This window comes from Amycolatopsis thermoflava N1165 (assembly GCF_000473265.1).
Lineage (GTDB): Bacteria > Actinomycetota > Actinomycetes > Mycobacteriales > Pseudonocardiaceae > Amycolatopsis_E > Amycolatopsis_E thermoflava.
Map to the genome: position 1 here is coordinate 1,080,214 of NZ_KI421511.1, position 12,053 is coordinate 1,092,266.

Below are 12,053 nucleotides of genomic sequence, written 5' to 3' on the forward strand. Positions count from 1 at the left end.
GGCCACCGAAGGAGCTGGCTTTCATGACCGAATCCCGACGGCACTCCCGTAGAGCCGGTATCGCCGCCCTCGTCGGCACCACGCTCGAGTGGTACGACTTCCTGATCTACGGCACGGCCGCCGCGCTGATCCTGAACAAGCTGTTCTTTCCCGCGATCAGCCCGGTCGCGGGGACACTGGCCACTTTCGCCACCTACGCCGTCGGATTCCTGGTCCGGCCGCTGGGCGGCATCGTGCTGGGCAACCTCGGCGACCGGCTCGGCCGCAAGACGATGCTGGTGCTGACGATCGTGCTGATGGGCGTCGCGACCGCGCTGATCGGTGTGCTGCCCACCTACGACCAGATCGGCGCGTGGGCGCCGGTCCTGCTGATCCTGTTGCGGCTCGTGCAAGGCTTCGGCGCCGGAGGCGAGTACGCCGGCGCCGTCGTGTTGTCGGTCGAGCACGGCGACCAGCGGCGACGCGGGCTGGCCGGTGCGTGGGCCCCGGCCGGGTTCGCGCTCGCCACCCTGCTCGCGACAGGGATCTACCAGCTGTTCCTGCTGCTGCCCGACGAACAGTTCCGCCAGTGGGGCTGGCGAGTGCCGTTCCTGCTGGGGATCGTCATGCTCGCGATCGGCTATTTCATCCGCAGCGGCGTGGACGAGACTCCCGCGTTCAGGAACGCGAAGCAGGCCGAGGAGACCAAGACGGGACTGTTCGCCGCGCTGCGGTACCAGCCGAAGAGCTTCCTGGTCGTCATCGGTGCCCGGTTCGCCGAAAACGGCTTCGCCTACCTGTTCCCCGTGTTCGCGGTCGCGTTCCTGACCAAGCAGCTGGGCCTGTCCGACTCGCTCGGGCTGACCGCGGTGATCATCGCCTCGGCCGTCCAGGTGGGCGGGGTGCCGCTGTTCGCCTGGCTGTCCGACCGGTGGGGACGGCGGCCCGTCTACGCGGCCGGCGCGGTCGCGTCGGCGCTGTGGACCCTGCCGTTCTTCCTCCTGCTGGAAACCCGCGAGCCGGTGGCCGTCGTCGTAGGGTTCGTGGTGGGACTGGGCATTTGCTACCCGGCCATGCTGGCGCCGCAGGCGGCGTGGTTCGCGGAGCTGTTCGAGACCAGGACCAGGCTCGCCGGGTTCGCGTTCGCCCGCGAGATCGGTTCGGTGCTGGCGGGCGGGTTCCTGCCGCTGATCGCGACCGCGCTGCTCGCCTGGTCCGGCCACTGGTGGCCGGTCGCGGTGTACCTGGGGGTGCTGACGGTGCTCACCCTCGTCGCGCTCGCCGTGGGCCCCGAAACCCGGCGCCGCGACATCGAGTCCGCCGGCACGCGCTCGACGGTCACGACGGGGTAGCCCAGGGATCGACGGGGACGACGCGGGTGCTGCGGCCCAGCTCGTCGACGATCCGGCCGTGCACCTTGACCTGCCGCAGCACGATCCTGCGGTCCACCACGGCCGCCTCGGGGCAGTCCACCGCGATCCGGGTGAGCAGCTTTCCGAGGTGGTCCAGCGACCGCAGGCTCACGATCAGGGAGAGATTCGCCGGACCGGGGACCGCGGCGCAATGCCGGGTCTCGGGCCAGGCGCCCAGCCTGCGGCCCGTCTCGCGCACGTGGAGGTCCGGCACCGCCAGCCACAGCAGTGCCATGGACTCCCACCCCGCGAGCGGGCGGGCGACGTCGCACCGGAACGTGATGTCGCCGTGCCGCCGCAGGCGGTCGAGCCGGCGCTTGACCGCCTGCGGCGACGTGCCCAGCTCCGCGGCCAGCTCCGTGTACGGGCGCCGCCCGTCGTGCCCCAGCGCGAGGAAGAGCGCGCGGTCGGCCGGGCCGAACGGACGGATCTGTTCCGGTGCCGGCCCGGCGGGCTCGCGGACCAGCTCGGTCTGGGCGCGGTTCATCACGCCGAGCCGCCACACCACCCCGCCGAAAAGTCCACTGTAGACGTACGAGCGGGCGTTCACGACGTCCGGCGGCATCGGCAACGTGCGCACCAGAACCTCGGCGATGGCGGGCAGGGTCGGTGCCAGCACCAGCGCGAACACCCCGAACTCGCCGGTGGTGACTCCGACCGTCGAGACGTTCGGCAGCTCGGCGAGAGCCAGTGCGACGCGCTCCGCCGTCCCCGGACGGCACGTCAATTCCAGCAGCGCGCCGCGCATCGCACTGTTGCTCAGCGCCACCGTGACCCAGGCCGAGCCGGACTCCACCAAGTGCTGCCAGCGCCGCGCCAGCGTGACCGGCGCGAGGTCCAGCGCTTCGGCGAGGCTCGTCCAGCTGGCCCGCGGGTTGACCTGGAGCGCGTCCACCAGCGCCAGATCGGTCTCGTTCAGCAGCTGGGTGTCACTATCCATCGTCCGGCGCGCCTCCACCGTCAGTATCCGTCGATTTTCCGAGGAACTCCGGGTTCTTCTGGAGTGTAATCGGAAATCACCGGACCAGGGAGTGACCATGGTCGACATCTCCGGCGAAGTCGTCCCGGACGCGCTGTACCGCAAGGTCGGCCGCCGGATCCTGCCGTTGCTCGTGGTGTGCTACGTCTTCGCCTACCTCGACCGCGTGAACATCGGCTTCGCCAAGCTGCAGATGACCACCGACGTCGGGATCAGCGAGTCGGTCTACGGACTGGCGGCCGGAATCTTCTTCCTCGGCTACGTGCTCTTCGAGGTGCCGAGCAACCTGCTGCTGCAGCGGATCGGCACCCGCAAGACGGTGTTCCGCATCATGCTGCTGTGGGGCCTGACCTCGGCCTCGATGCTGTTCGTGCACGACAGCACCAGCTTCTACGTGCTGCGGTTCCTGCTCGGCGTGTTCGAGGCCGGGTTCGCGCCCGGGATCATCTTCTACCTGACCTACTGGTACCCGCCGGCGCGGATGGCGGCGGCGATGTCGGTGCTGATGATCCCGGGGCCGCTCGGCTCGATGATCGGCGGGCCGCTGTCGTCGCTCGTGCTCACCGCGTTCGACGGCGGGTTCGGGCTCGCCGGGTGGCAGTGGATGTTCCTCGTCGAGGGCCTGCCGTGCGTGGTCCTGGCGTTCGTGGTGTGGAAGGTGCTGCCCGACGGGCCCGCCGAAGCCCGCTGGCTCACCCCGGCGGAGAAGGCCCGGATCGCCGCGGACGTGACAGGTCCGGAAACCCTTCGCCAGCACAGTTTCCGGCGAGTGCTCACCGATCCGAAGGTCTACGCTCTGGCCGTCGGCTACTTCTGCCTGATCAGCGGCCTGTACGCGGTGAGCTTCTGGTTGCCGACCATCCTGCGGGAGAACGGTCTCGCCAGTACCGTCGAGATCGGACTCTGGACTGCGGTGCCGTATGCGTGCTCGCTGGTCGCGATGTTCTGGCTGTCCCGCCGCTCGGACCGCCGCGGGGAACGCCGCCTGCACAGCGCGGTCCCGGCGCTGGTCTCTGCCGCCGGGCTGGCGGTAGCGGCGCTCACCGCCCAGTCGTTCGCGGTCTCGATGCTCGCGATCGTCATCGCCACGGCCGCGATGTGGGGCTCGTACACGGTTTTCTGGGCGATCCCGTCGGCGTACCTGACCGGCACCGCCGCGGCGGGCGGCATCGCCCTGATCAACAGCATCGGGCTGCTCGGCGGTTTCTTCAGCCCCACGTTGATCGGTTACGTCAAACAGGCCACCGGGAGCACTGAGGCGGGTCTGCTGTCAATGGTCGCCCTGCTGCTGGCCGGGGGGCTGCTCATTCTGTTCACCACACTGCGGAACGAGGCACGATGAAGATCCTGGCCGCTGGTTTCCAGCACGAGACCAACACGTTCGCCGTCACTCCCGCCGGTTACGCCAACTTCCTGAACGGGGAGGGGTTCCCGGCGCTGTGCCGTGGCGAGGACGTGCTGCGGCTGGCGAACGTGAACCTGCCGATCGGCGGTTTCCTGCGCGCGATGCGGGACGTGACCGTGCTGCCGGTGATCTGGGCGGCCGCGTCGCCGTCCGGGCCGGTGACCGCCGACGCCTACGAGCGCATCACCGGGGAGATCCTCGGCGCGGCCCGCTCCGCGCGGCCGGACGCGGTGTACCTGGATCTGCACGGCGCGATGGTCACCGAGCACCACGACGACGGTGAGGGTGAGCTGTTGCGCCGTCTGCGCGCGGTCGTCGGCGACGACGTGCCCGTCGTGGCGAGCCTGGACCTGCACGCGAACCTGTCCGAGGAGATGTTCACGATGGCGGACGCCCTGGTCGCCTACCGCACCTATCCGCACGTCGACATGGCGGAGACCGGCGCTCGCGCGGCGGGGCTCCTCGCGCGGCGGACCGCCGGTGAGCGACTCCGGCCGGTGTGGCGGCGGGTGCCGTTCCTCATCCCGATCAACGCCGGCTGCACCGATCTGGAGCCGGCCTCGACCGTCTACCGTGGACTGGCCGAGGGGATGTCCTTCGCCGCGGGGTTCCCCGCCGCGGACATCCCCGATTGCGGGCCGGTGGTGTTCGGCTACGGCGGCGACGGGGTGGTCGAGGAGGTCGACCGGGTCCACGAGCAGGTCACGAGCCGCGAAGCGGACTGGGCGATCGCGCTGCCCGACGCCCGGCAGGCGGTCGCCGAGGCGATCCGGCTCAGCGCCGACGGGCCGGTCGTCATCGCCGACACCCAGGACAACCCCGGGGCGGGCGGGACCGCGCGGACCACCGGGCTGCTCAAGGCGTTGCTCGCCGCGGACACCGGCCCCGCGGCGATCGGCCTGTTCACCGACCCGGAGGTGGCCGCCGCCGCTCACGCGGCCGGGGTCGGCGCGACGATCACCGTGCCGCTCGGCGGGGAACCGGCCGTGCCCGGTGACATCCCCGTGCACGGCCGGTTCACGGTGGAGCACCTGTCGGACGGCCGCTGCCGCTTCGACGGCCCGATGATGCATGGCAACGCCGTCGACCTCGGCCCCTCGGCGTGCTTGCGCTACGGTTCTGTGCGGATCGGCGTCACGACCGGACGGACGCAGGTGTTCGACCGCAACCTGTTCCGGATGGTCGGGATCGAGCCCGAGCGCCAGCGGATCGTCGTGGTCAAGAGCTCCGTCCACTTCCGCGGCGACTTCGCCCCGATGGCCGCCCACATCCTGGTCGCGAAGGCCCCCGGGGTGATGGCCGCCGATCCAGCGGATCTGGTGTGGACGAAGCTGCCGCCACAGGTGCGGATCACTCCCGCCGGGCGGGCGGCGGATCGCGGACCTCAGCGAGATTCGTGACCGTCTCCGGGTCCCGGGACGGTCGGCGCAGGTGCGCGCCCTCAGCAGGGGAGTGCCCTGGCTCTCGGCGGTCCCTCGGTGCCGCCGCGCCCCGGCGGCGGCACCTCCCCGGCAACGTGCACTCGGCTGGGAGCAACGGCCCCAGCCGCAGAGTATGACCCCGGTGCGCACAGGGCGTTCCTAGTTCATGGCCGATCAGCCTTTCCTGGCTTCCGTGGACGAGGCCCGGGCGACCGGCTGCCCGCCGGATCGGTGGCCTCGCCGACATCGATGGTGCTCACTCGAACCCGGAGGCAGTAAAACACGGCGGACGCCCGGTGCACAACCGGTTGTGCACCGGCGCAACCGGTTGTGCCGGAGGTGTCCGATCGCGATATGCTCCAGCCCATGGCCACGTTGCGGGAGGTCGCCGAGGCGGCGGGGGTGTCCAAGGCGGTGGCTTCGCGTGCTCTGACGGGTGACTTCAGGACCCGGATGAGCGAGGAGACCCGCCGTCGGGTGCGCGCGGTCGCCGAAGAGCTCCAGTACGTGCCCAATCACCGGTCGCGGGCGTTGCGGTTCGCCAAGTCGGGCGCCGTGGGCCTGATCGTCCCGGACGTGAACAACGCCGTGTTCGCCGAGATGCTGGCGGGCGTGCAGGACCGGGCGGGCGAGGCGGGCATGTCGGTGCTGCTGGGTCAGATCGACCCGCCGCCGGCCGGCCGCGACCAGTTGCGCCGGCTGGTCGCCGAAGGCCGGGTGGACGGGGTTCTCCTGCAACGGCGTGAGGATTTCGACGACCAGCGCCTGCGTGAGGTGCTCGCCGGGGATCCGCCGGTGGTGCTGATCAACTCCAAGCTGGCCGGGCGCGCGGGCTCGGTCGTTCTCGACGACGTCCGCGGGGCCGCGACGGCGACCCAGCACCTGATCGACCTCGGTCACGAACGCATCGGTCACCTCGCCGGTGTGGCCGACCACGACACCGCCGTCCGTCGTCACCGCGGTTTCATCGAGACCATGCGCGCGGCGGGACTCCGGGTGCGTCCGTCATGGGTCGAGCGCTCCGGCTGGGAGGCTCCTGGTGGCGCCGCGGCCGTCACCAGGATGATGCAGCGGAAAACGCGGCCGACCGCGCTGGTGGTCTCGAGTGTCAACGCCGGAATCGGGGCGTTGTCGGCGCTGAGCCGCCTGGGTGTCCGGGTGCCCGAGGACCTGTCGGTCGTCGCGATCAACGACACCTGGGTTGCCGAAACCTGGGCGCCCGCCCTCACCACCGTGCGGATGCCGCTGCGCGCCCTGGGGCGCCGCGCGTGTGGAATGCTGCTCGACCACCTTGCGGGACAACGACTCGGCGACGTCGTGGTCGAGGAGCCGGCGCCGGAGCTGATCGTCCGGGAGTCGACGCGGCCGGTCCCTTGACCGGGAGGCGGCCGCCGCTTACCATCGTCGGCAGTGTCCACTGTGGCACTTCACTCGAGCCCGGACATTTCCGTTCGGAGCCCTGGGATCGTTTCGCAGCTGCCCCTGCCGACAACCGCGATCCCTTGCCGATGCGCGTCGGCTGAGGCTCCTCGTTGACAGGACGAGGGCGACAATGCTTTCCGGAATCAAGATCGTCAGTTTCACCCATTTCCTGCAAGGCCCTTCGGCGACGCAGATCCTGGCCGACCTCGGCGCGGACGTCGTGAAGGTCGAACCGCCGCAGGGTGCCTTCGAGCGCGGCTGGTCCGGCCCGGACGCCTACGTCGAGGGTGTGTCGGTGTTCTTCTTGCTCGGCAACCGCAACGTGCGCAGCATGGCGGTCGACTTGAAGAACGAGGACGGGAAAGCGGTGCTGCGCCGGCTGATCGACGGCGCCGACGTGCTCATCGAGAGTTTCCGTCCGGGCGTGATGGACCGGCTGGGGCTCGGCTACGAAGAGCTGCGCCGGACCAACCCCCGGCTGGTCTACTGCTCGCTGTCGGGTTACGGGTCCGACGGCCCGTACAAGGATCGCCCCGGGCAGGACGTGCTCATCCAGTCGTTGTCCGGGCTCGCGTCGGCGACCGGCTCGGCGTCCGGGCCGCCGACCCCGGTGGGCGCCTCGCTGGTCGACCAGCACGGTGCCGTGCTCGGCGCACTGGGCATCCTCGCCGCCCTGCACGGCCGTGAGCGCACCGGCGAAGGCACCAGGGTGGAGAGCAACCTCCTCAACGCCGCGCTGGACCTGCAGATCGAACCGTTGTCGTACCACCTGAACGGCTTCCGCGGGCAGCGGAGCGCGAGCGGGATCTCCTCGCCGTTCTACAAGGCGCCCTACGGCGTGTTCGCCACGGCCGACGGGCACCTCACGATCTCCCTGACCAGCACCGACGCCCTGAGCAAGGTGCTGGAGGAACCGTGGTTCCGCGGGGTCGAACCCGACGCCGAGTACGCGATGCGCGAGGAGATCAACGCGCGTATCGCCGAACTGCTCTCCCGGAAGACCACGAGGTACTGGACCGAGCGCTTCGCCGAGTTCGGTATCTGGCACGCCCCGGTCAACAGCTATGACGACGTGATGGCCGATCCGCAGGTGTGCCACAACGAGACGTTCCTGTCCTTCGATCACCCGTCGGCGGGTCCGGTCCAGGTCCTCGCCCACCCGATCCGTTACGGTGGGCAGCGCCCGGGAATCCGCCGCCTGCCCCCGGCGCTCGGGGAGCACACCGGGGAGGTCCTCGCCGAACTCGGGTACTCCGCTGGGGAAATCGCCCGCCTGATGGAAGGCGGTGCGGTCCATGGCTGACACGGCGCCGTGCCCGGTGCTGGTCGAGCGGTCCGCACCCATCGCGGTCGTCACGATCAACCGGCCGGAGAAGTACAACGCGATCAACGCCGCCGTCGTGGACGCGCTCGAAAACGCGCTCACCGAACTGGAGGGCGATCCCGCCATTCGCGCGATCGTGCTGACCGGGGCGGGCAAGGCCTTCGCCGCCGGTGCCGACATCGCGTTCTACGCCGACGCGGACCGCGTGTCGTTCGACGCCTTCACCCAGCGGTGCAACGAGTTGTGCGACCGGATCGCGAAATGCGCGGTCCCCGTCGTGGCCGCGGTGAACGGGCTCGCGCTCGGAGGCGGGTTCGAACTGGTGCTCAGCTGCGATGTCGTGGTCGCGGCGGACGAGGCGACGTTCGGCCTGCCCGAGGTCTCCCTCGGGCTACTCCCGGGGTGGGGCGGTACGCAGCGGCTGACCTGGCACGTCGGCCCCAACCGCGCCAAGTGGCTGGTGATGTCCGGCGAGCGCCTCGACGCGGAGGCGGCCGAGGCGGCGGGCATCGTCACCCACCGCTGCGCCCAGGGCGAACTCGCGGCCCGGGCGGCCCAGATCGCCACCACCCTCGCCGAACAGGCGCCACTGGCCGTCGCCGCGATCCGCGAGGCGGTCACCGCCGCCGTGCCGGCCGCGGCGCAAGCGTCGGTCGGCGCGGGTTTCCAGCTGGAGAGGGCGAAGCTGTCCGCCCTGTTCGAGTCGGCGGACGGCAGGGAAGGGATCGCGGCGTTCGTCCACAAGCGACCGCCTCACTTCCGCGGTCGCTGATCCGCCACACCACTTCTGACCGCGCGTCCACGGACGGTGACGCGCGCCGACAGTTCTACCCGCACTGCACAACCGGTTGTGCATTTCTCATCGACAAAGGAGTCATCCATGCGAGCACAGCAAGCGAGCCCGCCGCCGAGCGGGCTGCGCAAGGTCGTGGCGGCTTCGATGGCCGGCACAGTCGCCGAGTGGTACGAGTTCCTGCTCTATTCGGCGTCCTCGGCGCTCGTTTTCGGCGCGTTGTTCTTCCCTCGGTCCGACCAGCCGCTCGACGGTGTGATCAACGCTCTGCTCATCTACGCGGTGGGCTTCGTCGCGCGCCCGCTCGGCGGGATCGTCTTCGGGCACTTCGGTGACCGTCTCGGCAGGAAGAAGCTCCTGCAGCTGAGCCTGTTGCTGGTCGGGGCGGCGACGTTCGCGATCGGCTGTGTTCCAGCCTTCGCTTCGATCGGGTACTGGGCGCCGATGATCCTGGTGCTCCTGCGGTTCGTACAGGGCTTCGCCCTCGGCGGCGAGTGGGGTGGCGCGGTGTTGCTGGTGGGGGAGCACAGCCCGGACCGCAGCCGGGCGTTCTGGTCCAGCTGGCCCCAGGCCGGGCTGCCGATCGGCAACCTGGTCGCGACGGTGGTCCTGCTCGGACTGTCGGGAGCGCTCTCACCGGAGCAGTTCCTGTCCTGGGGCTGGCGCACCGCGTTCTGGGCCTCGGCGGTCATCGTGCTGATCGGTTACTACATCCGCACGCAGGTGGAGGAGGCTCCGATCTTCCTGGAGTCGCTGGAGAAGGCGCAGGCGCGGGCGAACGAGCGGACTTCGATCATCGAGGTGGTGCGGCAGTACCCGCGCGGTGTCCTCGTGGCGATGGGCGCGCGGGTCGGCGAGAACATCCTGTACCAGGTGGTGGTGACGTTCTCGATCACGTACCTGGCGCTGCGGGTGGGCAGCAGCACGACCGACATCCTGTTGCTCCTGGTGTTCGCGCACCTCGCGCACATGATGCTGGTCCCGTTGTTCGGCCACCTCGCGGACCGGTGGGGACGCCGTCCGGTGTTCCTCGCCGGTTCGGTCGCCATGATCGGATGGGGTTTCGCCGGGTTCCCGCTGATGGACACCGGATCCCCGGTGCTGATCGTGCTGGCGCTGGTCCTGGGGGTCGCCGTGCACGGCCTGATGTACGCCCCGCAGCCGGCGATGATGGCCGAGCTGTTCCCGACGCGGATGCGCTACGCAGGTGTGTCACTCGGCTACCAGACGACGTCGATCTTCGCGGGCTCCCTGGCGCCGTTCATCACCGCGACGCTGCTCAAGAGCTTCGGCTCGTCGATCCCGATCGCGCTGTACCTGGCGGTCGCCGCGATCATCTCGACCATCGCGGTGGTCGCGACCCGTGAGACGAAGGGTATGTCCTTGTCCGCATTGGACAGCCCGGTCGAGAGCCCGGGCGCAGGCGCGGGCTGCGGCGTGCCGGCCTCCACGAAGCCCGGCGAGGCTGGGTGACAGCGGCTCGCGGAGTGTGGGTGCCCCGGGCCAGCCGGTCCGGGGCACCCCCTGGAGTGGCCGTTGTCGAGCACCGGCCGGATGGAGTGCCGGAAGTGGCTGGCAGCACGTAGGAGGCCTGTGTGGAGCAGAGCCAGACCGCGGCGCCGGTGACCAGTCCGGCCTTCCCCGCGAAGTCGGTCACGACAGGGCCTCGTGGTTGATCCAGACGACCTGGTAGGGATGCCGCGACTGCCAGCGCTGGATGAGCTCCTCGGTGCCGGGCACCGTGAAGACCGCGTTGAGCGCGTCGAGGTCGGCGACTCCGAGCTGGATGATCGCGCTGGCGACGAAGACGGGGCTGTGGTCGTCGGCGGGCACGCGGATGTGGCGCCGGGCCGAGAAGGTCTGGACGCGTCCGGAGCCCAGCATCAGGTTTTCGATGTCTTTCAGGTATTGATCCAGCTCGGCGTCGGGGATGGGCTGGGCGAAGGAGACAATCATGGTGTGGTTGAGCACGAACCGATTCAAGCAGCGGCGGCCGTGCGGAGTCCAAGACCGGTTCGCCATCCAGCGATAACCTGGAGGCATGATCGAGGTCGAAGCGCGCGAGCTGGCCTACTTCGTCGCGGTCGCGGAGGAGCTGCATTTCGGCCGTGCGGCGGTGCGCCTGTCGATCGCTCAGCCGGCGCTGTCGAAAGCGATCCGACGCGTCGAGGAGCGGCTCGGGGTGCAGCTGTTCGTGCGTTCGAGCAGGCGCGTCTCGCTCACGGCGGCGGGGGAGGCCTTGCTGTACCACGGCCGCCATGCGCTGAACGCGATGAGCGTCGCGGTGCAGCAGGCGCGACAGGCTGGTGACGCCGACGCGCATCTGCGGCTCGTGATCAAACCGGGCGGCGACGCGAACCTGCTGTCGGGAATTCTCACCGCATACGCCCAGCTGCCCGACGCACGCCGGGTCGACATCCTGTTCGGTGGTACCACCGACCGCGCGGACTACGTGCGCGACGGCCGGGCCGACCTGGCGCTGCTGTACGCGCCGTTCGACGATCTCACGGGGCTGGCGTACGAGGCGCTCCACGTCGAGGACCGGGTTGCGATCCTCCCCGCCGATCACCGGCTGGCCGCGCGCGAGGAGGTGCGGCTGGCCGACCTCGAGCACGAAACGATGCCGCGGTGGAAAGGCGTGCCCGGCGGCGGGACGGGGCCGGAGCTGGTGGACGTGCCGCAGATGATCCAGATGATCGTGCTCGGCCGCACGATCGCGGTGCTTCCGCGCTCGCTGGTGGAACCCGTGCCGCCGGGAATCGTGTGCGTCCCGGTCGGCGACGCTCCCGCCAGCCGAATCGTCCTCGCCTGGGCGGAGCTGGACCGCCGTCCGCTCGTCGCCTCGTTCGTGGCGGCGGCGCTCGCCGCCGCGGGCGAGCGCCGCCAGGCGCGCTAGGTTGCCGGCAGATCCGGGCCCGGCTCAGGCGCGTGGTGCGCGTTTGACCGTGACGGAGCTGATCCGGGTTTCGAGGCCCCCGGGCACCACCCAGTCGGCGGGGTCGCCGCTGGGGGAGGCGTCGTGGGCGCGTGCTGCTTCCAGGATCGCCTCGGCGTCCCCGGGCGTCAGGCCGGCGAAGCGGACCCGGGTCTTGCCGGGGCCGTCCACGGCGACCACCCCGTCGCGGGGGCAGCCGCCGAGGCACTGGACACTTCGGACGGTGATCCCGTCCGCGCCGGGGTGTGTGGCGAGCGCGGCGAGCAGCGCGTGGCCGAACTGGCCGGTGCGGTGGGTGTCGTAGCGGGGGCAGGTGCGGCAGACGAGCAGGGGCATCGTGTTCCTCGGGGCACGGTAACGGCCGCCCGGCGCGGTGCCGGGCG

At 70.5% G+C, this 12,053-nt stretch carries 11 protein-coding genes; 8 read left to right on the forward strand and 3 right to left on the reverse strand.

Annotated elements, in window-relative coordinates; all coding sequences use genetic code 11:
- Nucleotides 1-23 precede the first annotated feature (23 nt).
- A complete protein-coding gene (locus AMYTH_RS0105335) occupies nt 24-1,331 on the forward strand; it encodes an MFS transporter (RefSeq protein ID WP_027929412.1) in 1,308 nt (435 codons plus the stop codon).
- On the opposite strand, the gene AMYTH_RS0105340 is transcribed toward AMYTH_RS0105335, so the two are convergent.
- Nucleotides 1,318-2,331, reverse strand: a complete 1,014-nt coding sequence (locus AMYTH_RS0105340; protein WP_037323411.1) for an Lrp/AsnC family transcriptional regulator — start codon at nt 2,329-2,331, stop codon at nt 1,318-1,320. The genes AMYTH_RS0105335 and AMYTH_RS0105340 overlap by 14 nt on opposite strands.
- 97 nt (nt 2,332-2,428) lie before the next feature.
- Between AMYTH_RS0105340 and AMYTH_RS0105345 the strand changes: the two genes are divergently transcribed.
- The 6 genes from AMYTH_RS0105345 (at nt 2,429) to AMYTH_RS44075 (ending at nt 10,208) form a co-directional block, all read left to right on the forward strand.
- Nucleotides 2,429-3,712: an MFS transporter gene (locus AMYTH_RS0105345; RefSeq protein WP_051362559.1), complete on the forward strand. Its 1,284-nt coding sequence runs from the start codon at nt 2,429-2,431 to the stop codon at nt 3,710-3,712.
- Nucleotides 3,709-5,175 carry a M81 family metallopeptidase gene (locus AMYTH_RS0105350; protein WP_027929415.1) on the forward strand — a complete coding sequence of 489 codons (1,467 nt, stop codon included), beginning with the start codon at nt 3,709-3,711 and terminating at the stop codon, nt 5,173-5,175. The genes AMYTH_RS0105345 and AMYTH_RS0105350 overlap by 4 nt, the downstream gene beginning before the upstream one ends.
- 387 nt (nt 5,176-5,562) lie before the next feature.
- Nucleotides 5,563-6,573: a LacI family DNA-binding transcriptional regulator gene (locus AMYTH_RS0105355; RefSeq protein WP_027929416.1), complete on the forward strand. Its 1,011-nt coding sequence runs from the start codon at nt 5,563-5,565 to the stop codon at nt 6,571-6,573.
- A gap of 175 nt (nt 6,574-6,748) precedes the next feature.
- A complete protein-coding gene (locus AMYTH_RS0105360) occupies nt 6,749-7,921 on the forward strand; it encodes a CaiB/BaiF CoA transferase family protein (RefSeq protein ID WP_027929417.1) in 1,173 nt (390 codons plus the stop codon).
- The gene (locus tag AMYTH_RS0105365; RefSeq protein ID WP_027929418.1) at nt 7,914-8,714 is read left to right on the forward strand and encodes an enoyl-CoA hydratase/isomerase family protein; all 801 of its coding nucleotides are present in this window, start codon (nt 7,914-7,916) and stop codon (nt 8,712-8,714) included. Before AMYTH_RS0105360 ends, AMYTH_RS0105365 begins: the two co-directional genes overlap by 8 nt.
- A gap of 108 nt (nt 8,715-8,822) precedes the next feature.
- The gene (locus tag AMYTH_RS44075) at nt 8,823-10,208 is read left to right on the forward strand and encodes an MFS transporter (RefSeq protein ID WP_037322303.1); all 1,386 of its coding nucleotides are present in this window, start codon (nt 8,823-8,825) and stop codon (nt 10,206-10,208) included.
- Nucleotides 10,209-10,388: 180 nt separating this feature from the next.
- Here the strand turns inward: AMYTH_RS44075 and AMYTH_RS0105375 are convergent, their stop codons facing one another.
- Complete coding sequence (locus AMYTH_RS0105375) at nt 10,389-10,706, reverse strand: hypothetical protein (protein WP_027929419.1); 318 nt, start codon at nt 10,704-10,706, stop codon at nt 10,389-10,391.
- 70 nt (nt 10,707-10,776) lie between these two features.
- On the opposite strand from AMYTH_RS0105375, the gene AMYTH_RS0105380 reads away from it, so the two are divergent.
- Nucleotides 10,777-11,631, forward strand: coding sequence for a LysR family transcriptional regulator (locus AMYTH_RS0105380; RefSeq protein ID WP_027929420.1), 855 nt, complete (start codon nt 10,777-10,779; stop codon nt 11,629-11,631).
- A 24-nt stretch (nt 11,632-11,655) separates the two neighbouring features.
- On the opposite strand, the gene AMYTH_RS46915 is transcribed toward AMYTH_RS0105380, so the two are convergent.
- The gene (locus AMYTH_RS46915) at nt 11,656-12,006 is read right to left on the reverse strand and encodes a DUF1636 family protein (protein ID WP_051362560.1); all 351 of its coding nucleotides are present in this window, start codon (nt 12,004-12,006) and stop codon (nt 11,656-11,658) included.
- Nucleotides 12,007-12,053: the final 47 nt, after the last annotated feature.